Annotated in this window: 19 protein-coding genes; 11 read left to right on the top strand and 8 right to left on the bottom strand. The window is 68.3% G+C overall.

Translation table 11 applies throughout. The annotated features are described in order from the left end of the window. Positions 1 to 5: 5 nt before the first annotated feature. Together QVG61_RS09690 and QVG61_RS09685 are read left to right on the top strand one after the other, a co-directional pair. Positions 6 to 410: an RNA-binding S4 domain-containing protein gene (locus QVG61_RS09690; RefSeq protein WP_289930432.1), complete on the top strand. Its 405-nt coding sequence runs from the start codon at positions 6 to 8 to the stop codon at positions 408 to 410. A 2-nt stretch (positions 411 to 412) separates the two neighbouring features. After that, positions 413 to 850, top strand: coding sequence for an NUDIX hydrolase (locus QVG61_RS09685; RefSeq protein ID WP_289930431.1), 438 nt, complete (start codon positions 413 to 415; stop codon positions 848 to 850). Between the two features lie 28 nt (positions 851 to 878). On the opposite strand, the gene QVG61_RS09680 is transcribed toward QVG61_RS09685, so the two are convergent. After that, positions 879 to 1,667, bottom strand: coding sequence for a response regulator (locus QVG61_RS09680; protein ID WP_289930430.1), 789 nt, complete (start codon positions 1,665 to 1,667; stop codon positions 879 to 881). Positions 1,668 to 1,946: 279 nt separating this feature from the next. Here QVG61_RS09680 and QVG61_RS09675 point away from each other — a divergent pair, with 279 nt between their 5' ends. The 6 genes from QVG61_RS09675 to trxA (QVG61_RS09650) all read left to right on the top strand — a co-directional run bounded on the left by QVG61_RS09675 (position 1,947) and on the right by trxA (QVG61_RS09650) (position 8,693). Next, entirely contained in the window at positions 1,947 to 2,993 is a 1,047-nt protein-coding gene (locus tag QVG61_RS09675; RefSeq protein WP_289930429.1) for a MoxR family ATPase, read from the top strand. A gap of 4 nt (positions 2,994 to 2,997) precedes the next feature. Further along, positions 2,998 to 4,215: a VWA-like domain-containing protein gene (locus QVG61_RS09670; RefSeq protein WP_289930428.1), complete on the top strand. Its 1,218-nt coding sequence runs from the start codon at positions 2,998 to 3,000 to the stop codon at positions 4,213 to 4,215. A gap of 188 nt (positions 4,216 to 4,403) precedes the next feature. Next, the gene (locus QVG61_RS09665) at positions 4,404 to 5,324 is read left to right on the top strand and encodes an HDOD domain-containing protein (RefSeq protein WP_289930427.1); all 921 of its coding nucleotides are present in this window, start codon (positions 4,404 to 4,406) and stop codon (positions 5,322 to 5,324) included. A 137-nt stretch (positions 5,325 to 5,461) separates the two neighbouring features. Further along, a complete protein-coding gene (gene adk, locus QVG61_RS09660) occupies positions 5,462 to 6,118 on the top strand; it encodes an adenylate kinase (RefSeq protein ID WP_289930426.1) in 657 nt (218 codons plus the stop codon). 616 nt (positions 6,119 to 6,734) lie between these two features. Beyond that, a complete protein-coding gene (locus tag QVG61_RS09655; protein ID WP_289930425.1) occupies positions 6,735 to 8,210 on the top strand; it encodes a diguanylate cyclase in 1,476 nt (491 codons plus the stop codon). A 114-nt stretch (positions 8,211 to 8,324) separates the two neighbouring features. Beyond that, positions 8,325 to 8,693 carry a thioredoxin gene (gene trxA / locus QVG61_RS09650; protein WP_289930424.1) on the top strand — a complete coding sequence of 123 codons (369 nt, stop codon included), beginning with the start codon at positions 8,325 to 8,327 and terminating at the stop codon, positions 8,691 to 8,693. 607 nt (positions 8,694 to 9,300) lie between these two features. On the opposite strand, the gene lon is transcribed toward trxA (QVG61_RS09650), so the two are convergent. The 4 genes from lon to mobA form a co-directional block, all read right to left on the bottom strand. Beyond that, the gene (gene lon, locus QVG61_RS09645; protein ID WP_289930423.1) at positions 9,301 to 11,706 is read right to left on the bottom strand and encodes an endopeptidase La; all 2,406 of its coding nucleotides are present in this window, start codon (positions 11,704 to 11,706) and stop codon (positions 9,301 to 9,303) included. 121 nt (positions 11,707 to 11,827) lie between these two features. After that, positions 11,828 to 13,072, bottom strand: a complete 1,245-nt coding sequence (glp, locus tag QVG61_RS09640; protein WP_289930422.1) for a gephyrin-like molybdotransferase Glp — start codon at positions 13,070 to 13,072, stop codon at positions 11,828 to 11,830. Continuing rightward, positions 13,069 to 13,614, bottom strand: a complete 546-nt coding sequence (gene mobB, locus QVG61_RS09635; RefSeq protein WP_289930421.1) for a molybdopterin-guanine dinucleotide biosynthesis protein MobB — start codon at positions 13,612 to 13,614, stop codon at positions 13,069 to 13,071. Before mobB ends, glp begins: the two co-directional genes overlap by 4 nt. Then, positions 13,611 to 14,228, bottom strand: a complete 618-nt coding sequence (mobA, locus tag QVG61_RS09630; protein ID WP_289930420.1) for a molybdenum cofactor guanylyltransferase MobA — start codon at positions 14,226 to 14,228, stop codon at positions 13,611 to 13,613. Before mobA ends, mobB begins: the two co-directional genes overlap by 4 nt. Before the next feature lie 68 nt (positions 14,229 to 14,296). On the opposite strand from mobA, the gene QVG61_RS09625 reads away from it, so the two are divergent. Continuing rightward, positions 14,297 to 14,995: an SIMPL domain-containing protein gene (locus tag QVG61_RS09625; protein WP_289930419.1), complete on the top strand. Its 699-nt coding sequence runs from the start codon at positions 14,297 to 14,299 to the stop codon at positions 14,993 to 14,995. Positions 14,996 to 15,317: 322 nt separating this feature from the next. On the opposite strand, the gene QVG61_RS09620 is transcribed toward QVG61_RS09625, so the two are convergent. Then, the gene (locus tag QVG61_RS09620) at positions 15,318 to 18,137 is read right to left on the bottom strand and encodes an AMP-binding protein (protein ID WP_289930418.1); all 2,820 of its coding nucleotides are present in this window, start codon (positions 18,135 to 18,137) and stop codon (positions 15,318 to 15,320) included. 69 nt (positions 18,138 to 18,206) lie between these two features. On the opposite strand from QVG61_RS09620, the gene xerD reads away from it, so the two are divergent. Together xerD and QVG61_RS09610 are read left to right on the top strand one after the other, a co-directional pair. Then, positions 18,207 to 19,127 carry a site-specific tyrosine recombinase XerD gene (xerD, locus tag QVG61_RS09615; RefSeq protein WP_289930417.1) on the top strand — a complete coding sequence of 307 codons (921 nt, stop codon included), beginning with the start codon at positions 18,207 to 18,209 and terminating at the stop codon, positions 19,125 to 19,127. 315 nt (positions 19,128 to 19,442) lie between these two features. After that, positions 19,443 to 20,156 carry a DsbC family protein gene (locus QVG61_RS09610; protein ID WP_289930416.1) on the top strand — a complete coding sequence of 238 codons (714 nt, stop codon included), beginning with the start codon at positions 19,443 to 19,445 and terminating at the stop codon, positions 20,154 to 20,156. Between the two features lie 54 nt (positions 20,157 to 20,210). Here the strand turns inward: QVG61_RS09610 and trxA (QVG61_RS09605) are convergent, their stop codons facing one another. Then, positions 20,211 to 21,074: a thioredoxin gene (trxA, locus tag QVG61_RS09605; protein ID WP_289930415.1), complete on the bottom strand. Its 864-nt coding sequence runs from the start codon at positions 21,072 to 21,074 to the stop codon at positions 20,211 to 20,213. Positions 21,075 to 21,146: 72 nt separating this feature from the next. Continuing rightward, on the bottom strand, positions 21,147 to 24,527 hold the full coding sequence (locus QVG61_RS09600; RefSeq protein ID WP_289930414.1) for a UvrD-helicase domain-containing protein: 3,381 nt from the start codon (positions 24,525 to 24,527) through the stop codon (positions 21,147 to 21,149). Positions 24,528 to 24,690: the final 163 nt, after the last annotated feature.

The following is a 24,690-nucleotide window of genomic DNA, read 5'->3' as shown; positions in this document are numbered from 1 at the left end:
CCCTCGTGGCTGAGTCCGGCAGCCCGCCGCCGGAGCGCCTGCGTGTCGACAAGTGGCTGTGGGCGGCGCGTTTCTTCAAGACCCGTGCCCTGGCCGCGGAGGCGGTGCAGGGCGGCAAGGTTCACGTCAATGGCGCCCGGGTCAAAGCCTCCCGCCCTCTGAAGCCGGGTGACCGGCTGCGCATCCACAAGGGTGATCTGCTGTTCGAGATCGAGGTGCTGCGGCTCGCTGCGCGCCGCGGACCGGCCAGTGTGGCCGCCACCCTCTACGCCGAGGACCCGGCGAGCCTGGCAGCGCGCGAGGCGCGCCGCGAGGAGCGCCGGCTGCAGGCCGCGGCCCAGCCGCAGGGCGGTGGCCGGCCGGACAAGAAGGCCCGCCGCCAGTGGCGGCGCGTCACCGGGCGGGGCTGAGCATGCCGCGCCCGCAGACGCCGCTGCTCACGGTGGACGTGATCATCGAGATGGTCGACCGGCCGGGCCGTCCCCTGGTGCTCATCGAGCGGCGCCATCCGCCACCCGGCTGGGCCCTGCCCGGCGGTTTCGTCGACGTCGGTGAACGCCTGGAGCAGGCGGCGGTACGCGAGGCGCGGGAGGAGACCGGTCTGGAGGTGAGGCTCAGGCTGCTGCTCGGTTGCTATTCGGATCCGGCGCGGGATGCGCGCGGCCACACGGTGAGCGCGGTGTACATCGGCGAGGCGCGGGGCGAGCCGCGGGCCATGGACGATGCCCGGGCGCTGGAGCTGTTCGATCCGGCCGAGGTGCCGCCGCTGGCCTTCGACCATGCCCTGATCCTGGCCGACTACCGGCACTGGCTGCGCACCGGGGAGGTGGCGCCGCTGCGTTTCTCCTGAGCCCGGCCGTCACTCCCCGCAAGGCGGCTCAGGCGTGGGCGCAGTGCGGGATGTCCAGGCCGTGCAGGACCACGTTGCGCAGCGCCTGGACCAGGCCGAAACCACCGCCGTCGAAATTCGCGGCCAGCGGCCAGAGGTCGGGCTCGTCGTGACGGATGCCATAGCGTGCGTGGAGCACGATGGGCAGGTTGGCATGGGCGCCGGCGATGCGATGCAGCGCCAGCTCGCCATGGTCGTCGTGCAGCAGGGGGTTGAGGACCACGAAGTCGTAGGGCCCGTCGCAGAGGGCGTCCTCCAGCTGGTGCAGATCACTGACCTGCACCAGTTCCGCGCTGCCGCGCAGGGCGGCCTTGATCAACCCGGCACTGAAGGCGTCGGGCTCCACGTGCAGGATGCGTGGCCGGTAGCCCCGCGCCCCCTGGCAGGCCGACTTGATGACGAAGATGATGCGTGCCTGGTCGGCTGCCTTGCGCACCCAGTCAGGTTCCGGTTCCTCGCACAGTGCCAGCTCGACATCGAGCTGCTCGACGAGGCGTTGCGGCAGGGGTTGTTCCTGCTCGTTGTGGATCGAGGTGACCAGCACCGGCAGGCGGAAGCCTAGCACCCGCAGATCGTGGAGGAAGGAGATGCTGTCCTGGTCGGAGAGGACCAGGCCCAGGGTCATGGCATCGTAGCGGTGCTGCTCCAGCAGCTCCAGTGCCTCGCGCGAGGAGTCGGTGCTGTCGATCCAGAAGCCGTTGGCCGAGAGTTTGCGGGTCAGCTGTTCGCGGAGTGCCGGTTGGTGCTCGCAGACCAGGATGCGCGGGCAATGCCCCATCGTGAACCTCGTTCTTCTGTTGTTGTGTGCGGCCGTCGATCCTGCCCGTGGTCTGTGCGGCGGGATCGCCCGTCCGGTCCTACCGCAGCTATCGACCCCGCGGCGGTTTTATTTAGGAGGTCGTGCACGCTTTGTGCGCGCCCTTCCTGCGGCTTGTGCAAATCCTCGGATTCTCAGGGGATTCTTCCTGCGGCGCCATGCAATCCCGGGCCGAGATGCGTAAGATGGCAGCTCTGATCGGACAGGGGCGGATGGGCCGTCCCGGGTAACGGAGGAGACATGCGTCCATCACAGCTGATGACGGTCCTGGACCGGGAATTCCTGAGTGCGGAGGAGGGGCAGCACACCCCGGTGATGGTCTGGGGACCGCCAGGCGTCGGCAAATCGCAGATGATCGCCCAGATCGCCGAGCGCCACGGGGTGCCGGTGATCGACATCCGCCTGTCGCAGATGGAACCTTCGGATCTGCGCGGCATCCCTTTCCGCAACGGTGACTTCGTCGAATGGTCGGTGCCGGCCATCCTGCCCGATGCGGGACGCCACGGGGCGCGCGGCATTCTCTTTCTGGACGAGATCACCTCGGCGCCGCCGAGCGTCTCCGCCGCCGCCTATCAGCTGATCCTCGACCGTCGCCTCGGCGAGTACCGGGTACCGGATGGCTGGGCGATCTTTGCCGCCGGCAACCGCCAGGGGGACCGCGGCGTGACCTATACCATGCCGGCACCGCTGGCCAACCGTTTCTCGCACTTCGAGCTGGAGGTGAATCTCGACGACTGGGTGGCGTGGGCCTATGCCAACGGCATCGACGAGCGTCTGATCGCCTTTCTGCGCTTCCGTCCCGAGTTGCTGTTCGACTTCGATCCGGCCCACAATCCGGTGGCCTTCCCCTCGCCGCGTTCCTGGGAGTTCGCCCACCGCGCGTTGCACAAGTTCCACGGCCGCCCCCAGCTGCTGGTGGACACCCTGCAGGCCTGCGTCGGTCCGGCGGCCGGCATCGAGCTGGGCGCCTTCGTCGACAACCTGGACAAGCTGCCGGACGTGGAGGCCATCCTGCGTGGCGAGCCGGTGCCGGTGCCGGCGGAGATCGACCTGCAGTACGCCGTGGCCAGTGCCCTGGTCGGTCGGGCCATCCGCCACAAGGAGAGTCCGGAGGCGATGCAGGTGTTCGGCCACATCATCGACTACGCCGGCCGTTTCCCGGAGCGGGAGATGGGCGTGATGCTGGTCTCCGACATGCACCGCGCCATCGGCCAGGCGCTGTTCAGCGTGCCGCAGTTCGCCGACTGGGCCAAGGCGGTGGCCGACGTGATGCTGTTCGATCACTGAAGCCGTGACCGCTGACGTCAAGACCAAGCTCAGCGCGGCGCGCACCCGGCTGATCCTCGACAAGCCCTTCCTCGGTGCCCTGGTGCTGCGCCTGCCGCTGGTGGAGGCCGATCCACGCTGGTGCAAGACCACGGCGACCGATGCCCGCCGCTTCTACTACAACGCGCAGTACATCGACGGCCTGAGCCTGGAACAGACCCAGTTCATGTTGGCCCACGAGGCGCTGCACTGCGCCCTGTCGCATTTCGCCCGCCGCCAGCACCGGGTCAAGCAGCGCTGGGACCTGGCCTGCGACCTGGCGATCAACCCGCTGTTGATCCGCGACGGGCTCAAGCCGCCGCCCGGCGCCCTGTACATGAGCCAGTTCGAGGGCATGACCGCGGAGGAGGTGTACCCGGCGATCGACGACCTGGACGAGGAACTGGAGAGCCTCGATCAGCATCTCTATGACAGCGATTCGGACAGCCGGGACGGCACGGGCGGCGGAAGCGGCAGGCCGCCGCCGCAGCCGGGTGGCGGCGGGCAGCCGCAGCAGGCCCGGGAGGAGGCTGGGGCGGGCGGCGCCCCCCAGCCCGCCCCGCTCAGCGAGGCCGAACGCGAACAGCTGCAGGTGCAGTGGCAGCAGCGTCTGGCCGGTGCCGCCCAACAGGCGCTGCAGGCCGGCAAGCTGGGTGGCGGCATGGCGCGGCTGGTCGATCATCTGCTGGCCCCGCGGCTGCCCTGGCGCATGCTGCTGGCCAAGTACATGACGGCGGTGGCGCGCGACGACTACAACTACAGCCGGCCGTCGCGGCGCGAAGGGCCGGCCATCCTGCCCAGCCTGCGCAGTTCCCAGATCGAGGTGGTGGTGGCGCTGGACACCAGCGGTTCCATCTCGCCTGCCGAGATGGCCGAGTTCATCTCCGAACTGGATGCCATCAAGGGCCAGGTCCGGGCGCGGCTGACGCTGCTGGCCTGTGACGCGCGCCTCGCCGAGGACGGGCCCTGGGAATTCGAGCCCTGGGAGGCGTTCAAGCTGCCGCGCGATTTCGCTGGTGGCGGTGGCACGCGCTTCACGCCGGTGTTCGACTGGGTGGCAGGACGCGACCGCGCCCCTGATCTGCTGGTCTACTTCACCGATGCCGAGGGCGAGTTCCCGAAGCAGGCTCCGCCCTATCCCGTGCTCTGGCTGGTCAAGGGCAAGGCCGGGGTGCCCTGGGGGCAGCGGGTGCAACTCAACTGAGAGGCCATGATGGGAAGCTTGCGCTGCATCAAGCTTTGCCCATGTCGGCCGATGTACTATCAACAAGAAGGATCACTCGCTGGTCGCCCTGGATCGAGGGGCATTGCAACAGGGTGTCAGGCGACATAGGATTCGGTGCGAGCCACTGCCAAGGGAGGGAGAGGCCTCGTGCCGGGACGGGCCGTATCATGATCGCAGAACCTGAACAGCAACCGACGCTGGCCGGCGAGATCCGCCGCCGCATCGAGGCTGTGTATGAACTGCCGCCGATGCCGGAGATGGCACGGCGGGTGCTGGAGCTGCGTGGCGACCCGGATGCCTCCATTGCCGATCTGGCCGGCATCGTCGAGCTGGATCCCAGTCTCGCCGCCCAGGTGGTGCGCTATGCGACCTCGCCCCTCTATGGCTACCGGGGCAAGATCAATTCCATCCACGATGCCATCACCCGGGTGCTCGGCTTCGACCTGGTGATGAACATGGCGTTGGGGCTGGCCACCGGCAAGTCCTTCTCCATCTCCGCGGACGGTCCGCTCGGTCTGCATGCCTTCTGGCGCCATGCCGTCTACAGCGCCGCCCTGATGCAGGCCCTGGTACGGCGCATGCCGCCCGAGTTGCGCCCCGATCCCGGCATGGCCTATCTGGCCGGCCTGCTGCACAACTTCGGCTTCCTGCTGCTGGGGCACCTGTTCCCGCCGGAGTTCACCCTGCTCAACAAGCTGGTCGCGGCCAGGCCCGCCTCGCCGGTGACGGCGCTGGAGAAATGCGTCCTTGGCATGGGGCAGGCACAGGACCTGCTCGACATGGGCCATGCCCAGATGGGCGCCTGGCTGATGCAGTCCTGGCAGATGCCGGAGGAGATCATCGTCACCCTGCGCGAGCACCACAACCCGGACTATGCCGATGAGCATGCCGAGTACGTGCAGCTGGTGATCCTCGCCGATCATCTGCTCAAGCGGCACGAGATCGGCGATGCGCCGCACGGCGAGCTGCCGGCCGGCAGCCTGGAGCGGACCGGCCTCGACGAGGCGCTGGCGGAGGCGGTACTGGAGGATCTCTTCGAGGACGTCAGCCTGCTGGACGGCATGGCGCGACAACTGGCCACCAACTGATCCGGGCCGCGCCCGCGGCCTGAACCATAAACCCTCCACATCCACCCATAACTACAACTGGCTGGCTGCCGCAGGTCGGTGGGAGGATAATGCCACTCGTCTTTTCAGCGGAATTCGATCCCGAGGAGAGCCTAGCCATGCGAATCATCCTGTTGGGCGGTCCCGGTGCCGGCAAGGGCACCCAGGCCAATTTCATCAAGGAAAAATTCAATATCCCGCAGATCTCGACCGGCGACATGCTGCGTGCCCACGTCAAGGCCGGTACCGAACTGGGCAAGCGGGCCAAGAAGATCATGGACGAAGGAGGGCTGGTGTCCGATGACATCATCATCAATATGGTCAAGGAGCGCATCCAGGAGGACGACTGCAAGAACGGCTTCCTGTTCGACGGTTTCCCGCGCACCATCGCCCAGGCCGATGCCCTGAAGGAGGCGGGTATCGACGTCGACGCGGTGGTCGAGATCGACGTCCCGGACGAGGAGATCATCAAGCGCATGTCCGGTCGCCGGGTGCATCTGCCCTCGGGGCGCACCTACCATGTCATCTACAATCCACCCAGGGTGGAAGGCAAGGACGACGTCACCGGCGAGGACCTGATCCAGCGCGATGACGATCAGGAAGAGACGGTGCGCAAGCGCCTCGAGGTCTATCATCAGCAGACCGAGCCCCTGATCGAGTACTACAGCAAGTGGGCGGCCAGCGGCGAGCCGCGGGCGCCGAAGTACATCAAGGTCTCCGGCGTGGGTTCCGTGGAAGAGATCCGCGACAAGATATTCTCCGCTCTGGAGGGTTGAACAGCGGGGGGGCGGGCCGTTGTGGCCCGCCCGGCCCTTCGGTGGAGTGCCAAAAAACCGGCACAAATTGCCGCCATTTCGCGGGGCGCAGGTGCGATTCCTGTGCGACGAAAGCGGTCTCTGCTGTAAGTGTATTCCTACAATTGGCGCGTTGCCGGCGCCGGCATTAGCTAGACTAGTTTCTCAGGTTGTTTCTGTAACCATCGAATAATAAATAAGCAATTCTTCTCTACTGTCTATCGCTTCTTGGCGTTCGACAGCCGCCGGGATATCCGGTTTCGCCTGCTGCCGTGTTTTTACCGCACCCCGGGCCGGCCGGGCTCGATTGTCCTTTTTATGTGAAGGCGTTAACGTTATTCATCATGTCGTAGCCCTTGGGCTGTGGGCAGGTGGAGGCAGGGATGGCTCGTCGGTGGACTTCATCCAGCCGCGTCGCGCCGAGGGAGGCAGCGCCCGGCGGACCGCCAGCAGCTTTGGCCGGGAAACCCGCTGGGCGACTGCGCAGTCCGGTTGCGCCATCAAGACTAAACAATAAAAGACGATACACGTCGGGCCTCGGCCCGCACCTGTGCACAGGGACGTGGTGTACGGGAGATCCGCTTATCTCATGGCTGGTGTGACTGAATCAGACTCCTTAGAGTCGGGCGCAGCGAAGAAGCTGCTGCGGCTGCTGGCAGCCCTGCGCCAGTCGCAAGCCGGTGCCGTCATCTATCGCCAGGTCGAGCGCATGTTGCTCGACATGACGGAGTCGCATCGGCAGGTCGAGCAGGCCTATGCCGGAATCGTCAATGCCCTGCTCGACGTCTATGCCCAGCACCTCCATGAGGGTTCGCCGTTGCAGGTCCAGGTGAAGGTGTTGGCGGCGCGCCTGCAGCCGCCGCTGTCCGTCTCCGATCTCAGCGCCCTGCGCGACTACATCGATGTCTACGTCGACCAGCTCTCGCTGCAGGAGGATTTCAGCGAGGCGGCCTTCCGCCAGGCATTGCAGCCGCTGTTCCAGGCTTTTGGTCTGGATGTGGCCGGCGAGCCGCTGCCGGCCGAATCACCGCCGCCAGCCGAGGCGGTGGCCACGCCGAGTACGGCGCCGCAACCGGTGGCCGCGCCGCCCGAAGAAGCGCCGGCCGAGGCCATGAGCGCCGAGCCCGAGGCCGGCTCGCCCGCGCCGGCGACGCTGCGTCGGGCAGCGGAACCGGTCGGCGTGACCGGCGAGGCCATGCCGGGAGGGGAAGACGAGCAACAGCTGGAGGTCCGGCGCCAGGACATCCAGCAGCTGCGCGAGGGGCTGGCCCACCAGGTGCTGGACACCATCAGCCAGAACCAGGAATTCGGCGTGCTGCTCGAGGTGGTGCTCAACGAACTGCACCAGGCGGGGCGGATCAGCGAGATCGAGGATCTGCGCTGGACCCTGATCCGCGAGATAGAACGGCTGATGGCCGGTCACCACGAGCTGGCGGACAAGCTCGACCAGACCCACCAGTACCTGCAGGTGGTGGAGCTGGACAGCCGCCAGTTGAGCGACGAGCTGAGCCGGGTACGGCTGCTCAGTCTCACCGATGAACTCACCGGACTCTCCAATCGGCGGGCCTTCCTGCGCCGGCTGGAGGACGAGGTGGCACGCGTGCAGCGCTATGGCTTCCCCCTCTCCCTGGCCCTGATCGACCTCGACAAGTTCAAGTCCATCAACGACCAGTACGGCCATGCGGCCGGTGACGAGGTGCTGCGCGTCTACGCCAAGAACATCCTCTCCATCTTCCGCCATCACGACCTGGTGGCCCGCTATGGCGGCGAGGAATTTGCCGTCCTGTTGCCCAACACCGACACCGAGGGCGCGACCCGGGCCCTGAACAAGGTCAAGGAGCGTTGCGCCGAGACCCGCTGGCAGCTCAACGGCTTGGCCCTGCCGGTGCCGACCTTCTCCGCCGGTCTGGCCTTCTACAAGCCGGGCGAGACCTCCAGTGCCTTCATCGAGCGCGTCGACAAGGCGCTGTATCGGGCCAAGCGGCTGGGCCGCGACCGCATCGAACTCGATCTCACCTACCAGGTCGAGGGCGAGAAACCGGAGGCCAAGGAACAGGGCGGCGACGGCAAGTAGCCGGCTTCATCCCTCCTGTCGGAACGCCGCCGCTGGGGGCTTGGATATTGCTTCGCCAACCCATATATAATGAAAAACTGATATTCACGCCGAGAGGCCAACCGGAGACTGCACGTGGCGACCGTCAAGCTGACCAAAGAGAACTTTGAAGAGACCATCACCAACAACGATTTCGTGATCATCGATTTCTGGGCACCCTGGTGCGGACCCTGCAAGAACTTCGCGCCCATCTTCGAGGAGGTCTCGGAAAAGTATCCGGACATCGTCTTCGCCAAGGTGAACACCGAGGACGAGCCAGAGCTGGCCGCCCACTTCCAGATCCGTTCCATCCCCACCCTGATGATCTTCCGCGATCAGATCATCATCTTCTCCCAGCCCGGCATGCTGCCGGCCAACGCCTTCGAGGAACTGATCGGCAAGGCGAAGGAGCTGGACATGGATCAGGTACGCAAGGACATCGCCGAGCAGCAGCAGAACGCCTGATGGGATAGCCACGGAACCCACGGAACAAGGCGTTGTCTCGCACTCGCCAGAGGCTGTTTTCAAATAGCCTGTTGATCCCGCTCCAATACTGATTCCGTTCCTGGATTTCACGGCTTTCGTGGCCGTTCAAATCATCTAGCCCGGATATTGCACCAAGGCGGCGCGCATGAAGGAGGTTCGTGCTGTAATACAGTCGCGGCCTGGAGGCCGCTCCTACCATTGTGCCGCCATACCCCGTAGGAGCGGCCTCCAGGCCGCGATCCCCGGCAGGTCCAGCCACACCATCATCCGGGCTCCTGATGCAATATCCGGGCTAGCCCGAATATTGCATCAAGGATTCGATTCTCAGGGCGGAGCTGGCAAAGCAGGTTGGTCGATCGCCCGTAGAAGCATAGCCGTAGCTATGGTTCAAGGGGGATCGGCCAGGATGCGCAGCCAGATACGTTCTGAGATCGAATAGGCACAAACCGTACCCCGCCACGAGGGCCTATTTGCGAGCCTCCTGGCCTTGTATGCCAGCCTGCACTCCGATCATGCGGGCCGCCTTGGTGCAATATCCGGGCTAGTCCCACCGCGCCTGAGGTGGGACGCACGCCCTGTCCCTGAATTATTTCCCGCCGAAGATGAGGTCCACCACCTGCGGATAGCGCTTGACGAAGTGCACCGTCATGCCCTCGCGAATGTAGTCCGGCAGCTCCTCGAAGTCGCCGCGGTTGGCATCGGGCAGGATCAGTTCGAAGACCCGGTTGCGGCGCGCGGCGATGACCTTCTCGCGGATGCCGCCGACCGGCAGGACCTGGCCGGTGAGGGTCAGTTCCCCGGTCATGGCCAGCGGCCGGCGGATGCGTTCCTTGCGCGCCAGTGACAGCAGGGCGCTGGCCATGGTGATGCCGGCCGAGGGGCCGTCCTTGGGGGTGGCGCCCTCCGGCACGTGCAGGTGGACGAAGGCCTGGTCGAAGAAGGCCGGATCGCCGCCGAAGGGCCTGAGGTGGCTGGCGATGTAGCTGTAGGCGATCTCCGCCGATTCGCGCATCACCTCGCCCAGCTGGCCGGTGAGCTTGAAGCCACGGTTCTTGGTGTGCACCAGGGTGGCCTCGATGTTCAGGGTGGCGCCGCCGAGCGGTGTCCAGGCCAGACCGGTGACGATCCCCAGGCCGCTCATCGGCCGTTCGCGGCCGAATACCGCCTTGCCCAGATAGTCCTCCACCTGGCCGACGCCGACCCGCAGTCGCTGGTTGCGGCCCTCGACGAAGCCCACCGCCGCCTTGCGGATGATCTTCTTCAGCTGTTTCTCCAGGTTGCGCACCCCGGCCTCGCGGGCATAGTTCTCGATGATGCGGCGGATTGCCGCGTCGCTGATCTGCAACTGGCCACGCTTCAGGCCCGACTGGTCGAGCAGCTTGGGCCAGAGGTGGTGCTTGGCGATCTGCAGCTTCTCCTCGGTGATGTAGCCGGAGAGGCGGATCACCTCCATGCGGTCCAGCAGCGGCCGGGGGATGGTGTCGAGCTGGTTGGCGGTGCAGATGAACAGCACCTTTGACAGGTCGATACGCAGATCCAGGTAATGGTCGAGGAAGGCGCTGTTCTGCTCGGGGTCCAGCACCTCGAGCAGCGCCGAGGCCGGATCGCCCGTGTAGGAGGCGCCGATCTTGTCGATCTCGTCGAGCATGATCACCGGGTTGGCCACCCCCACCTCCTTCAGTGCCTGCACGAACTTGCCGGGCATGGCGCCGACATAGGTGCGGCGGTGGCCCTTGATCTCGGCCTCGTCGCGCATGCCGCCCAGGCTGAAGCGATAGAACTTGCGGTCCAGCGCCGCCGCCACCGAATGACCGATGGAGGTCTTGCCGACGCCGGGCGGGCCGACCAGCAGCAGGATGGAGCCGGCCACCTCGCCCTTCAGGGCGCCCACGGCGAGGAACTCGATGATCCGCGCCTTGACGTCGTCCAGTCCGTCGTGGTCGCGGTCCAGCACCTCGCGGGCGTGCCGCAGATCGAGGTTGTCCGTGGAGTGGCGGCCCCAGGGGAAGGCGGTCAGCCAGTCGAGATAGTTGCGCGTCACCGCGTATTCGGGGGAGCCGGACTCCAGTACCGAGAGCTTGTGCAGCTCGTCGTCGATGCGTTCGCGGGCCTGCTCCGGCAGCTCGAGATCCTTCAGCCGCGCCTCGAAGCGCTCGATGTCGGCGGTGCGGTCGTCCTTGGCGATGCCCAGTTCCTTCTGGATCTCCTTGAGCTGCTCGCGCAGGAAGAACTTGCGCTGCTGCTCGGTCATCCGCTTCTCGACCTGCTCGCGGATCTGGGTCTGCAGCTTGGCGACCTCCAGTTCCTTCTTGATCAGCACCAGCACCTTCTTCATGCGCTCCAGCACGGAGAGGGTCTCCAGCACGTCCTGCAGTTCGCTGCCGGCGGCGGTGGTCAGGCTGGCGGCGAAATCGGTCAGGGCCGCGGGCTCGTTGGGGTTGAAGCGGTTGAGAAAGAACTTCAGCTCCTCGCTGTACAGCGGGTTCATCGGTACCAGTTCTTTCAGGGTGTTGATGATGGCGATGCCATAGGCGCGGAGCTGTTCCTCGTCGTCGAGGATGTCATCGGGGTATTCGGCCCGCACCAGGTAGGGTGGCCGGTCGCTCAGCCATTCGCGAATGCGCATGCGCTGCAGGCCCTCGGCGATGAACTGGATCTTGCCGCCGCTGCGCATCGGGTGATGGACGCGGACCACGGTGCCGATGCGGTGGAACTGGTCCGGTGCCGGGATTTCGCCATCGGGGCCGTCGGCCATCACCAGGGCGACCACGTGAGGCGGGTTCTCGCCGATGGCGGCGATGGTCTCGATCCAGGGCTCCTCGTTCATCAGCACGGGGACACTCTGTGCCGGAAAGAACGGCCGTTCGTTGACCGGCAGCACGTAGAGGGTGCTGGGCAGGACGTCGCCGGCGCGGGCCAGTTCGCCGCTGGCGGTGACTTCGTCCTCGGCGTCGATCAGTTCGGGTTCACGCGGGCTGCTGTCGTCGCTCATGCAAGGTCCTTTGTTGTTGCCGGGTTTTTGGAAAGGACGGGCTGCCGGTCAATATGGGGGCCGGGCCGGGGGGATGCAAGGCGCCGCCTGGAGGCAGCGCCTTGCGCGCAGCTTCGGCCGCTCAGATCAGGCCGGCGAAGGGCTGCACGTCGACCAGCTCGCCGGCCTTGGCCCCTGCCGATTTGGCGGGCAGGATGACGAAGCAGTTGGCGCGGCTCATGGAGGTCAGGACATGCGAGCCCTGGCGTCCGCTGCTGGTCACCGTCCAGTTGCCGTGGGCGTCGCGCGCCAGCACCCCGCGCTGGTACTCCAGGCGTCCCGGGCTCTTCTTCAGGTCGGTGGCGGTGGGGATCTTCAGCACCAGGGGCTCGCCGGGGGTGGCACCGCCGAGGCGTTCCAGCGCCGGCTGCACGAACTGGTAGAAGGTGGCCATGGCCGACACCGGGTTGCCGGGCAGACCGAAGAAGGTCGCCTCGCCGAGGCGGCCGACGGCCAGCGGCTTGCCGGGCTTCATCGCCATGCGCCAGACGTGCACCTCGCCCAGCTCGTCCAGGGTCTGCTTGACGTAGTCGGCCTCGCCGACCGACACGCCGCCGGAGGTGATCACCACGTCGGCCTGGCTCATGGCGTCCTGGAAGGCGCGGCGTACCGCCTCGCGCCGGTCGGGGATGACACCCATGTCCAGCAGCTCGGCACCGCAGCGTTGCAGCATGCCGTAGAGGGTGTAGCGGTTGCTGTCATAGATCTGTCCCTCGCCCAGCGGCTGGCCGAGGCTGACCAGCTCGTCGCCGGTGGAGAAGAAGGCGACACGCAGCCGTCGCCGCACCCGCACCTCGGGGATGCCCAGCGAGGCCAGCACCCCCAGGTCGGCGGGGGTCAGTCGCCGCCCGGGTTCCAGCACCGTCTGGCCGACGGCCATGTCCTCGCCGGGATGACGGACGTTCTCGCCGGGCCGGTGGCCGGCGTTGATCCGCACCTGCTCACCCTCGGCCTCGACCCGTTCCTGCATCAGCACGGTGTCGGCGCCGTCCGGCAGCTTGGCGCCGGTCATGATGCGCACGCATTCGCCGGCCCCGACCCGCCCCTCGAAGGGGGCACCGGCCATGGCGCGACCGATCAGCTTCAGGGTGGCCGTGCCCTCCGCCGGCAGGTCGGCAGCGCGCAGGGCGTAACCGTCCATGGCCGAATTGGCGTAGGGCGGCACGTCGATGCCGGAGATCACCGGCTCGGCCAGCACCCGGCCGAGGGCGCTGCGGATCGCCAGCTGTTCGTCGCCGCGGATGGGGCGGAGCATGTCGAAGATCCGGCTGCGGGCCTCGTCGACGGAGAGCAGGCCGGAGGGGTTGTGGTCGTTGCGGTCGTTCATGGCGTGATTCCTGACTGGAGGGTTTGCAGGCGAAAGCGGTCGACGAAGTCGGCGATGGCCGCGACGTCGTCGAGGTCGAGCTGGGGCAGGGCGGTGGCCAGCGCGACGTCGCTGGCCACGGCGATGATGCTGTCATCGTCGGGATGCAGCAGCGGCCGGCCGGTGGCGGCGCGGTGCAGCTCGATCTTGGGAAAGCGTTCGTGGCGGAAGCCCTCGACCAGGATCAGGTCCAGGGTGCTGCGGTCGAGGCGTCCGATCATCTCCGCCAGCGAGGCCTCTTCGCGTCCGGGCGTCTCGGTGATCAGCGCCCAGCGCCGGCTGGATGCGACCAGCATCTGGCTGGCGCCCGCCTTGCGCAGCCGGTAGCTGTCCTTGCCCGGGATGTCGATATCGAAATCGTGGTGGCTGTGCTTGATCATGCCGATGCGCAGGCCACGTTCGCACAGCTGCGGTAGCAGCCGGGTGAGCAGGGTGGTCTTGCCGGTGCCGCTGAAGGCGGCGAAGCCGAGCACCGGTGGCTGCTGGAAAAGCTGACTGCTCATGGCGTCTCGGCGAGGCGTGCGGCCAGCGCGTCGAGGTCCTCCGGGGTGTTGATGTTGTCGAACCATTCCGGGTGGTCGCTGCAGTCCACTTGCCGCGGATCGAGTGATGCCACCCAGCGGCCCAGGCGCCGCTCGCCGGCCTCGAGCGCCTGGCGCAGGGGCCGGGCCAGCTGCGGGTCGAGGCGCACGAAGGCCGGCTGCAGGCGCTGGCCGTCATGGGCCACGGCGGCCATTGTAGCGGTATCTGTCCCGGCGGCAACGAGCCGCTGCAGCAGCGCCGGGGTGGCCAGGGGCGTGTCGCAGGGCATCACCAGCAGCACGCCGGGGGGCGCCTGTTGCAGTCCGGCGAGGATGCCGGCCAGCGGCCCGGGGTAGTCGGCCAGCGGGTCGCTGAGCACCGCCCGGCCGAAGCGGCGGTAGAGGTCGAGGTGGCGGTTGGCGCTGATCAGCACCTGCTCGCAGACGGCGTCCATGGCCGCCAGGGCATAGTCGATCAGCGGCCGGCCGGCCAGCTCGATCAGCCCCTTGTCGCGGCCGCCCATGCGCGTCGCGCGGCCGCCGGCGAGGATCAGGCCGGTGACGTGGGCGGGGCTTGTCGGGGAGGCGGTCGGCATGTCGGGCGCCGCGCATTGTACCATGGGGGCGGGGCGGCATCGCCCGAGGCACAGGAGAGGGGACCGGGATGAGGAACAAGGCACTGTGGATCGGCCTGCTGTTGCTGGTGGGTGGTACGGTCGGGGCGGCGCAGCCGCCGGCAAGGGAGGCGGGGCCCTATCAGCGGTTGCGCTTCCAGGTGGCGGTCAGCGAGGCGGTGGCCAACGATCGCATGCAGGTGCGGCTGGCGGCCGAGGCGGAAGGCGAGGCGCCGGACGCGGTCGCGGCCGAGATCAACCGGCGCATGCAGTGGGCGCTGGATCAGGCCCGCCTGCAGCCGGGCCTCGAACTGCGCAGTGGCAACTACAGCATCTCGCCGCTGTACCGCAAGGACCGCCCGCCCCGCTGGCGGGGGACGCAGGACCTGTGGCTGGAAGGCAGCGACTTCGAGCGCCTGGCGCGGCTGCTGGGCAGGCTGCAGGCTCGGCTGCAGGTGAAGTCGATCCGCTTCCAGCTCGCCGAGGCGACTCGCCAGCGGATCGAGACGCGGCTGGTGGACGAGGCGGTGGCGGCCTTCCGCGCCCGGGCTGAGCAGCTGCAGCGCGACTTCGGGGCCGCCGGCTACCTGCTGGTCGAGGCCGCCCTGGACACCGGTGGCGCCGGGCGGCCGCCAGCCGTGGCGCTGCGTGCCCAGGCGATGGCGGCCGAGGCGCTGCCCCCGCCCGCGCTGGCGGCGGGCGAGACCCGGCTGCGGGTCGGCATGAGCGGGGTGATCGAGCTGCGCTGAGCCTGGCGGGCCAGGGTGCGCACCCTATGAGTGGGCACTCTGCTGGGTCATGGCCAGGGAATCCACGGAACCCCCGGCCAGCGAAAGATATGGCCACGGAATCCACGGAAGACACGGACAGTGAACGATAGGGCCACGAAACCCACGAAAGGGTCTCCCTGGAATTTGGCCCAGTGAATGCAGAGGATGCGAAGGCGCAGAGTTTCCTGATGGGTTAGGCGTCTCTGCGTCGATGAGATCAATTTAAGAAATTTTTTGTGAAGTTTCGTGGCCGATCCACATGTCCGTGTCTTCCGTGGATTCCGTGGCCATCAACCACCCCTCACCCATTCGGACCGGCCGGGCGGGCGATGCCCACCCGCCCGGCCAGGTCCGGTTCGCCACAGCGGGCGAGGATCTGTTCCCGGGCCCGGTCGCGCAGATCGAGTACCGCCGCCCAGTCGCTGCCCCGCGGGCGCAGCAGCCGGCCGACGTGGACCCGGACCCGGCCGGGACGGGGCAGGCGGTTCTCGCCACGCAGCACGGCGCGGGTTCCGGCCAGGGCTACCGGCAGGATCGCGGTGCCTGTGGCGGCGGCGACCTGGAAGGCGCCGAGGCGGAAGGGGCGCAGGCCGCTGGCAGCGGTGAAGGTGCCCTCCGGGAAGAAGAGCACGGCCTCGCCGCGTTCCACCCGCTCGATCATGCGCCGGGTCGCGGCCAGGGCTTCCCGAACCTCGTCGCGGGCGACGAACTCGGTGCCCAGCCGGTGCAGGAACCAGCCCAGCGGCCTGTGTCTGCCCAGTTCCTGCTTGGCAACGAAGTGCAATGGCCGATCGAGGGCGGCGATCAGCACGATGGCATCGAGGTAGCTGGCATGGTTGGCGACCAGGATCAGGGTCTCGTCCGGCGGCGGCTCGCTGTCGCGGCTGATCGCCAGGCGGATGCCTGCCAGGGCGAGGAACAGCCGCGCTGCCAGATGGGTGCAGCGCTGCGCCGCCCGGAGGCCCGGTGCCAGCAGCACCAGCAGCAGGGTCGCCAGGCCGATCACCAGCAGCAGGCCCCAGGCATAGCCGGCGTAGAGCCGCTGTGCGAGATGGCGGCCCCCGCGGCGGCCGCTGGCGGCCAGGGCCCGGGCCAGCAGCCGGGTGCGCGTCCTCAGGCGGTGCAGCGGGTGTTGCTGGTGGTCGCCGATCAGCCCCTGTTCGTAGCGGTCGCGGCAGGCGGCGCGGCGGATCTTGCCGCTGGAGGTCTTGAGGACGGTGCGCGGCGGCGCCAGCACGATGTCGTCGGGCCGGGTCTCGATCAGTTCCAGGGCCAGCGCCTCGATCCGGGCCCGCAGCCGCTGCCGCTGCCCGGGGTCGCGCTCCCGGGTCTCCGCCAGCACCACGAGCCGTTCGCCACCAGGCGCAGTGGAGCGGGTGGCGAAGACGGCCACGGCACCCTTGCGGATGCCGGGCAGGTCGCCAACCGCCTGTTCCAGTTCGTAGGGATAGATGTTGCGGCCGGCGCGGATGATCAGATCCTTGGCCCGACCAGTGATGAACACCTCGCCAGCGGCCAGGTAGGCGTAGTCGCCGGCATTGCGCCAGTCGCCGTCACACAGGGCGGCACTCGCCTCGGGGTTCCGGAAGTAGCCGGCGCTGGCCGAGGGGCCTCGAAACTGCAGCAGGCCCTGCTGGCGTTCTCCCAGCTCGCGGCCCTGTTCGTCGACGATGCGGATCTCGTGCCCGGGCAGCGGCAGGCCGCCGCTGACCAGCTCCAGGGCCTCTGCATCGTCGTCGGCGGCGGGCCGCGCCCGGCCCTCGTACATGAAGGCCTCGCGCTGGATGCGGTCGATGCGCGGGCCGCGCCCCAGCGGCGGGAAGGCCAGGCCGACGGCGCATTCGGCCAGGCCGTAGACCGGGGTCATGGCGGTGGGATCGAAGCCATAGGGGGCGAAGCGCCGGCTGAAGCGGCGCAGGGTCTCGGCATGCACCGGCTCGGCGCCGTTGAAGGCCAGCCGCCAGCTGGACAGGTCCAGCCCCTCCAGCTCCCGGTCGAGGAGACGGCTGGCGCAGAGCTGGTAGGCGAAGTCGGGTGCCGCCGAGAGGGTGCCGCGATGCCGGTGCAGGCGCTGCAGCCAGCGCTGTGGCCGGCTGATGAAGGCCAGCGGCGACATCAGTACAAGCGGGATGCCGTGATAGAGGGTGCCCAGGCAGGCGCCGATCAGGCCCATGTCGTGATACAGCGGCAGCCAGCTGACGAACAGGTCGTCGACCCTGACGTCCGCAGCCTGGCCCATGGCGCGGATGTTGGCCAGCAGATTGGCGTGGCTCAGCATCACGCCCTTGGGCTGGCCGGTGCTGCCGGAAGTGTATTGCAGGAAGGCCAGGTCCTCCCCGCGACCCGGCAGCCAGGCCGCCTCGCCATCGCTCTCCAGGCGGTCCGGGGTGAGAACGTCGTCGAGGGCCGCGACCTGCTTCTTGAGCAGCCGGGCGAAGGGCTCGATCTCTGCGGTGGTGATCAGCAGCCGGGCCCCGGCATTGTCGAGGATGCCGGCCTGGCGCAGCATGAATTCCTCGATCCGCGCCCGGCTGGCCGGCGGATAGAGCGGCGCAGGCACGCCGCCCGCCAGCAGGGTACCGTAGAAGGCATCGAAGAAGGCCAGGCTGGTGGGCAGCATCAGCGCTACCCGGTCGCCGGCTTCGAGGCCACGCTCACGCAGCGCAGCGGCGAACTGGCGGGTCCGCCCGAAGAGTTCGCCGTAGCTGAGGTGCAGGGGCTCGTCGCCGGATTCGTAGAGGGTCAGGTAGTGGTGCCCGGCATGGTGTTCAGCATGGAAGGCGAGCACCTCGTTCAGCGAGCAGGCCGCCTCGGGGCGGGCGTGGATGGGACCCCGGGCCGGTGGCGCCACCTCGGCCGTAGGCGGGGCGGCCCCCCCGCCGAGCAACCGCAGCAGGGCGCGTGGCGTGGCGGCCTGCAGGGCTTCATGCTCCGGCAGGCTGGCGTCGAGGCGCTGCTGCAGCCGCAGCAGCAGTTCGACCCGCGCCAGGCTGTCGATGCCAAGGTCGCGTTCCAGGTCGCTGTCGAGGCTGACGGGAGGTGGGCTATGCCCCTGATGCAGCTCGGCGACCAGTTCGTCGAGGAGTTCGAGCAACTGCTGACTGCGGTCGGTGTCGTCCATAACGGAGCTGGTCAATGCAGGTGGGCCTGATTTACTGTAGCACCAATGCGACTGTTGCAGGCGGGGAGGATGAAGGTGGCGGAAACCGGGAACAGGGCGAGGGCTGAACAGCAGCTGATCGAGGCCTTTGTCGATGCCCTGTGGATGGAGAGCGGCCTCAGCCCCAATACCCTGGCAGCCTACCGCAGCGATCTTCTCAAGCTGGCGCGCTGGCTGGGGGAACGGGATCTCTGCCTCTTGGGGGCCGGGCGTGGTGACCTGGAAGGCTATCTCGGCCACTGCCACGCCGTCGGCCAGAAGGCCCGTTCCTGCGCGCGGCTGCTCTCCACCCTGCGCCGTTTCTATCGCCATCTGCTGCGCGAGGGCCGCATCCAGGCGGACCCGACGGCGCAGATCGCCTCTCCCCGTCTCGGCCGGCCCTTGCCGCGTGCCTTGAGCGAGACCGAGGTAGAGGCACTGCTGGCGGCACCGGACGTCGCCACGCCACTCGGTTTCCGCGACCGGACCATGCTCGAGGTGCTCTACGCCACCGGGCTGCGGGTCACGGAGCTGGTGACCCTGGCCGTCGACCAGCTCAGCCTGCGCCAGGGACTGCTCCAGGTGCTCGGCAAGGGCAGCAAGGAACGGTTGGTGCCGCTCGGTGAGGAGGCACTGGACTGGTTGCAGCGCTACCTGCAGGGGGCGCGCCCGGAGCTGCTCAGGGGCCGCTCGAGCGACTTCCTTTTCCCGGGGCGCGGGGGAGCGGCGCTCAGCCGCCAGGCCTTCTGGTACCGCCTCAAGCAGCATGCCCGGCAGGCCGGGGTCCGCGGCAGTCTGTCACCGCACAGCCTGCGTCATGCCTTCGCCACCCACCTGATCAACCACGGTGCCGACCTGCGGGTGGTGCAGATGCTGCTCGGTCACAGCGACCTGTCCACCACCCAGATCTATACCCATGTCGCCCGGGAGCGGCTGCGCGAGCTGCACGCCCGGCATCATCCGCGGGGCTAGCCCGCATGCCTCGATCGCGGCCTGGAGGCCGCTCCTACGACAACACATTGTGCCGCCATGCCTTGTAGGAGCGGCCTCCAGGCCGCGATCGGGGGATCCACGGCGGGCAATGGCCCGGAGCCGATCGAACAGGCACAAAGCCGGGTTACGCGTTCCCGATTCATACACCAGCCTGCACTGCGATCATGCGGGCCGCGGTGGTGCAACAGGCTGCCGGGTAAACTTTCTGTCATCCCCGGGGTCCATCATGGCATTGCCGGTGTCGTTCAAAACCGCGACAATGTCGTCCATTCCCTCCAGCTGAAGAGATATTCCATGCGCCTCATCGCCCTGCTGCTGTTCGCCCTGCTGTCCCTCTCCGGCCCCCTCCAGGCGGCCGACGCACCGGCGGTCATCCGTGACGCCCTGAAGCGGATCCTGCCGGATTCGGAGCCGGACAGCATTCAGCCCTCGCCCATCGAGGGTCTCTACGAGGTGGCCTACGGGCCGCAGATCGTCTATGTCTCCGCTGACGGGCGTTTCCTGATGCAGGGCAACCTGATCGATCTGAACAGCGGCGCCAACCTCACCGCACACCAGCGCAGCCGGCTGCTGAAAGGCGAGCTGGAGGCCATTGGCGAGGACAACATGGTGATCTTTCCCGCCAAGTCGCCGAAGCACACCATCACCGTGTTCACCGACATCGATTGTGGCTACTGCCGCAAGCTGCACAGCGAGATCGGCGAGATCAACCGCCGGGGCATCACCGTCCGCTACCTGTTCTTCCCCCGTGCCGGTCCCGGTTCGGCATCCTGGCGCAAGGCCGAGGCGGTGTGGTGTGCCAAGGACCGCCTCCAGGCGCTGACCGACAGCAAGAACGGCAAGAGCATCGAGTCGCCGCCCTGCGAGACGCCGGTGGCCCGCCACTATCAGCTGGTGCAGGCGCTGAACCTGCGCGGCACGCCCGCCATCATCCTGGAGAACGGCCGGATCGTCCCCGGCTATCTGCCCGCGGCCAAGCTGGAGGCCATGCTGGAAGGCGGACGATAGCCCGCGCGGTGTCGCTTTCTCTTATGCGATCTGGCGATCGCGACTGCGGTTCGCTCAGTGCAGCAGGTTGAACATCTGCCGGCGGTAGCGGCCGACCAGTTCACCCTGGTTGCCGAGCAGTTCGAACACCGCCAGCAGGCCGCGGCGGCCAGCCTCGTCGTGGAAGCCGCGGTCCTGGCGCAGGATCTCCAGGTAGTGCTCCAGGGCGCTGGCATGGTCGCCCTCCAGGGCGCTGAGGATGGCCAGCTGTTCACGGGCCTCCAGGTCGTCCGGGTCCTTCGCCAGGCGTGCCTCCAGCGCGGCCCGGTCCAGGCTGGCATCGCGCTGGCGGGCCAGGTCGAGGCGGATCCGCAGCCGCCTGGCCTCCTCGCCATCGCGCTGCTCGCGGGGCAGTGACTGCAGGGCGCTCTCCGCCTCCTCCAGCAACCCCTGATCCAGCGCCAGGCTGGCCAGGTCGAGCAGCACGCGCGGGTTGTCCGGATCCTCGCCCGCGGCCAGCCGCAGCAGCGCCAGCGCCTCCTCCGGGTCGCCTGCGGCGGCCTTCTCCCGGGCCTGTTCGCGGATCCTGTCCGATTCCCGATCGAGGTAGGCATCGATCACCGCGCGCAGGGCCGACTCGCTCTGCACGCCCATCATCTCCTCGACGACCTCGCCATGGCGGTACAGCTTGAGGGTCGGAATGCTGCGGATGCCGTGTTCGGTGGCCAGTTCCGCCTGTTCGTCGGTGTTGACCTTGGCCACCCGCAGCTTGCCGCCGAACTCCTCGGCCAGCCGGCTCAGGATCGGCAGCTGCATCTGGCAGGGTGCGCACCATTCGGCCCAGAAGTCGACCAGTACCGGCCCCTCATGGGAAGCCTCGATCACCCGCTGCGGGAAATCTTCCCGCGTCACCTCGAAGAGATACGCTGAATCGGTCATGTCATCCCCTTATGAAGCCTGTGAGTGTTTCGAATATGGGGGTGGCACCGCTGTTTCAACAGCGCTCAGGGCTCAGAGGGTTTCCAGCGGGATCAGCGTGCGGCAGTGGGTGAACAGCAGAACGCTGCGCAGCGGCCGGTCTGGCCACAGGCGGGCGACGCCGTCCTGGTAGAGCTGCAGCTGTTGCCGGTACTGGCGGGCGACCACGCGGGCCGCGGTGGCGTCCAGCGGGTGGGTCTTGTAGTCGATCAGCAGCAGGCCGTCGTCGTTTTCCACCAGCCGGTCGAGCACGCCCTGGACCTGGCGTTCACCTGCCTGGTACTGCAGCGGCACCTCCTTCCAGGCACGCCGGTAGCGGCTGGGGTCGAACAGCGCCGCCAGGGCTGGATCACCGAGCAGGGCCTCGGCCTCCGCCAGCCAGGCGACGAGTTGCGGATCCGACGGCAGGCGGCCGGTCTCCCGTGCCAGGCGGGCGCGCACCGCCCCGGCCGGCCGGGGTCCGGGGGCACTGAGCAATTCCAGCATGCGGTGGATGGCGATGCCGCGTTTCACCGCGTCGGGATCGCGAGCCACGGTGGTCGCTTCGGGCTCCGGGCGGCTGGGGGCCAGGCGGGCTGCGGCCGCAGCCGGTCCCAGCGGACGGGCCAGGCGCGGGTCGATCTCGGTCGCGACGGCCGGCCTTCCGTCCACCGGGCCGGCCGCAGCCGGTCGCCGGCCGCTCTCCAGCACCCAGGATTCGCCGGTGGCCAGCGTCTCCCCGGCCTCCAGTCCGTCGCGGATCAGGCCGTACCAGCCGAGCGCATCGCTGCGGCTTGGTACGCAGCCGCTGACGATCAGCAGCTGCCGTGGCCGGGTCAGGGCGACATAGAGCAGGTTGGCGTCTTCGCGCTGTTCGGCCTGCCAGCGGGCGGCGAGCTGCTCGTCCAGTAGCCGGAACTGGCCCTCACGCCCGGGATTGAGCAGGAAGCGGCGTGGCCGCTCGGCCTCGCTCGGCCAGTCGACCAGTACCTCCCAGGCGCGGTCACCGCGCAGGCTGCTGGCACTGTCGGCGAGGCAGACCAGGGGGGCCTCCAGGCCCTTGGCCCCGTGCACGGTGAGAAGGCACACCCGGTCGCCTGCGCCGCCGGCCGGCGGCGCGTCGTCCGGGGCCTCGCCGCCCTGCCGGCGCAGCCCTTCCAGACGGGCAAGGAAGCGTGGCAGGCTGGGGTAACGGCCGCTGTCGACCTCCAGGGCGAGTTCCAGGAAACGGCCCAGATTGGCCAGCACCCCGGGCCGCATCATCTCCGGGGTGGCGGCCCGGTAGCGTGCCATGACCTCGCCCTGGTGGAAGATCCGGTCCAGCAGGTCGTGGACCGGAAGCCGGCCAACCAGTTGCCGCCACTCGCCAAGCAGGCGCGCGGCGCGCGTCAGCGCAGGTTGCGCCTCGGCGTCCCTGGCCAGCGCTTCCAGCCGCTGCATCCAGTCCGTGCCGCTGCGGCTGGCAAGGGTGATGAGATCGGCATCCGTCAGGGCGAACAGCGGCGAGCGCAGTACCTGGGCCAGGGCCAGATCGTCATGGGGGGTGGTCAGGGTGTTGAGCAGGGCCACCAGGTCGCGGATCTCCAGGTTCTCCAGCAGCGTGCCGCGGGCCGTGCCGAGATAGGGGATGCCGGCGTCGCGCAGGGCGCGTTCGTAGTCACCGGCATGGGTGCGGTGGCGCAGCAATAGCAGGCAGTCACCGTAGCGCAGCGGACGCGCCCGGCCGTCGACCTCGATCAGGGTCTCCGCCTCGACCAGGGCACGCAGGCGTTCGGCGATCAGCCGCCCCTCGCGGTAGTGGCGGTCGTCCTGGGCGCGCTGGCGTGGCCGCTGCAGGGGGTCGCGCAGGCCGGATGCCGCTGGCGGTGTCGCCTCGGCCTCGATCAGCGGCAGCAGTTCCACCCGGCCCCAGAGATCGCCGAGGAAGGTGTCGTGATGGGGGAAGTCCGGGATCAGTTCCGCCAGGGGCGGGCGGCTGAAGACCCGGTTGACGCAGTCGACGATGGCGGCGCTGGATCGGCGCGAGCGGTCGAGGTCCACCCGCAGCGCCTGCAAATGCCCTTCCAGCCAGCCGCTGGCGGTGTCCAGCAGGCGCGCGTCGGCGCGGCGGAAGCGGTAGATGGACTGCTTGGCATCGCCGACCAGGAAAACGCTGCGCGGCCGCCCGGCGTCGCTGCCGGCGGCCAGTTCTTCCAGCAGCGGCAGCAGCAGGCGCCACTGGGTGGGGTTGGTGTCCTGGAACTCGTCGACCAGCAGATGGTCGACGCGCGCGTCCAGTTTGTACTGGATCCAGTGGGCATGGCCGCTGCGGTTGAGCAGGCGGTAGGCGTTCCATTCCAGGTCGGCGAAGTCGAGCAGACGCCGTTCGCGCTTGATCCGCTGGTAGTGGCTGAGCAACTGCTGGCCGGCCCGGTACCAGGCGCGGCTGAGCCGCCAGTGGTCGAGACGGGCGCGGAGATCGAGCAGTTCGAGGAGCGCGGCGCAGAGCTGCTCGTGCAGTTCCAGCAGCCGCTCGGTGCCGCTCTCGCCGAGCTTGGCGATCAGGGTCTTGCTGGCCTTGCGGCTGCGCGGCCGGCCATCTTTGGTGAGCAGGGCCTGGCGCAGCGCGGCGAGCCGCTGTTCGCCGGGAACGTCCAGTTGCAGGGCCGACTCCAGGGCCTCTATCTGTTGCAGATGGCTCTGGATCGGATGCCGGCCGAGCAGGCTGCTGAATTCGCGCAGGGTATTCAGCCGCGGGGGTGTGAAGAAGGCCGCCAGCGGGTCCTGCCCCGGATCGATCCCGAGCTGGTTGGCCAGCGCCTGGCTGGCCCAGGCCGGGGGATCCTGCTTGTCGCCGCACCAGGCCCACCAGTCGATGCGCTGGGCCAGCAAGGCCTCCAGCGCCTGGCGGCTGTTGTGCAGGCCGCGGCAGGCATCGAACAGGGTCTCCAGGGCACGGGCCGTTGTGCCCTCGGGATCGGCGCTGGCCTCGGCATAGAGTGCCTCCCAGGCCGCCTCGCGCAGTTCGGACTCGTTGTCGGCCAGTTCGAAGTCCGGTGGCACGCCGGCCTCCAGTGGAAAGCGTTGCAACAGGCTCTGGCAGAAGGCATGGAAGGTGGTGGCTCGCAGCGGCTGGTCGCAGAACAGGTGCTGCTCGTACAGGCCGCGGGCCCGCTCGCGCAGCCCGGGGTCGGCCTGCAGGCCGATCTGGGCCAGCAACGCATCGAGGTGGCTGTCGTCGGCCGCCGCCAGTTCCGCCAGGCGCTCGTTGAGGCGCTGCAGCATCTCGGTCGCGGCCTTGCGGGTGAAGGTCACCGCGAGGATGCCGCCCGGACGGCTCCCGGCCAGCAGCAGGCGGAGCATGCGGGTGACCAGCAGCCAGGTCTTGCCGGTTCCGGCCGAGGCATGCACCGTGGCGTTGCGGGCCGGGTCGGTGGCAATCAGCGGGTCGCTCATGGCGGACAAGCATACGTTCTGAACGTCGCTCTGGGAATAACCCGGCTATTGCACCAGGGATTCGATGCTCAGGGCGAGGCTGGCAAGGCAGCTTGGGCGATCGGCCGAAAAAGCATGGCCGTCGCCCCGATTCGAGGGGGATCGCTCAAGATGCACAGTCCGA

The sequence above is a fragment of the Thiohalobacter sp. IOR34 genome, from assembly GCF_030406045.1.
Classification (GTDB): domain Bacteria; phylum Pseudomonadota; class Gammaproteobacteria; order Thiohalobacterales; family Thiohalobacteraceae.
This window is presented reverse-complemented; position numbering and strand designations above follow the sequence as displayed.

Coding starts and splice junctions, on each gene's coding strand:
- mobB (WP_289930421.1), bottom strand. CDS start 13,614: ATGAGCAGTCAGCTTTTCCAGCAGCCACCGGTGCTCGGCTTCGCCGCC.
- xerD (WP_289930417.1), top strand. CDS start 18,207: ATGAAGGTGGCGGAAACCGGGAACAGGGCGAGGGCTGAACAGCAGCTG.
- QVG61_RS09680 (WP_289930430.1), bottom strand. CDS start 1,667: ATGGGGCATTGCCCGCGCATCCTGGTCTGCGAGCACCAACCGGCACTC.
- QVG61_RS09665 (WP_289930427.1), top strand. CDS start 4,404: ATGATCGCAGAACCTGAACAGCAACCGACGCTGGCCGGCGAGATCCGC.
- glp (WP_289930422.1), bottom strand. CDS start 13,072: ATGAACGACCGCAACGACCACAACCCCTCCGGCCTGCTCTCCGTCGAC.
- mobA (WP_289930420.1), bottom strand. CDS start 14,228: ATGCCGACCGCCTCCCCGACAAGCCCCGCCCACGTCACCGGCCTGATC.
- QVG61_RS09625 (WP_289930419.1), top strand. CDS start 14,297: ATGAGGAACAAGGCACTGTGGATCGGCCTGCTGTTGCTGGTGGGTGGT.
- lon (WP_289930423.1), bottom strand. CDS start 11,706: ATGAGCGACGACAGCAGCCCGCGTGAACCCGAACTGATCGACGCCGAG.
- adk (WP_289930426.1), top strand. CDS start 5,462: ATGCGAATCATCCTGTTGGGCGGTCCCGGTGCCGGCAAGGGCACCCAG.
- QVG61_RS09685 (WP_289930431.1), top strand. CDS start 413: ATGCCGCGCCCGCAGACGCCGCTGCTCACGGTGGACGTGATCATCGAG.
- trxA (WP_289930415.1), bottom strand. CDS start 21,074: ATGACCGATTCAGCGTATCTCTTCGAGGTGACGCGGGAAGATTTCCCG.
- QVG61_RS09600 (WP_289930414.1), bottom strand. CDS start 24,527: ATGAGCGACCCGCTGATTGCCACCGACCCGGCCCGCAACGCCACGGTG.
- QVG61_RS09610 (WP_289930416.1), top strand. CDS start 19,443: ATGCGCCTCATCGCCCTGCTGCTGTTCGCCCTGCTGTCCCTCTCCGGC.
- QVG61_RS09675 (WP_289930429.1), top strand. CDS start 1,947: ATGCGTCCATCACAGCTGATGACGGTCCTGGACCGGGAATTCCTGAGT.
- QVG61_RS09620 (WP_289930418.1), bottom strand. CDS start 18,137: ATGGACGACACCGACCGCAGTCAGCAGTTGCTCGAACTCCTCGACGAA.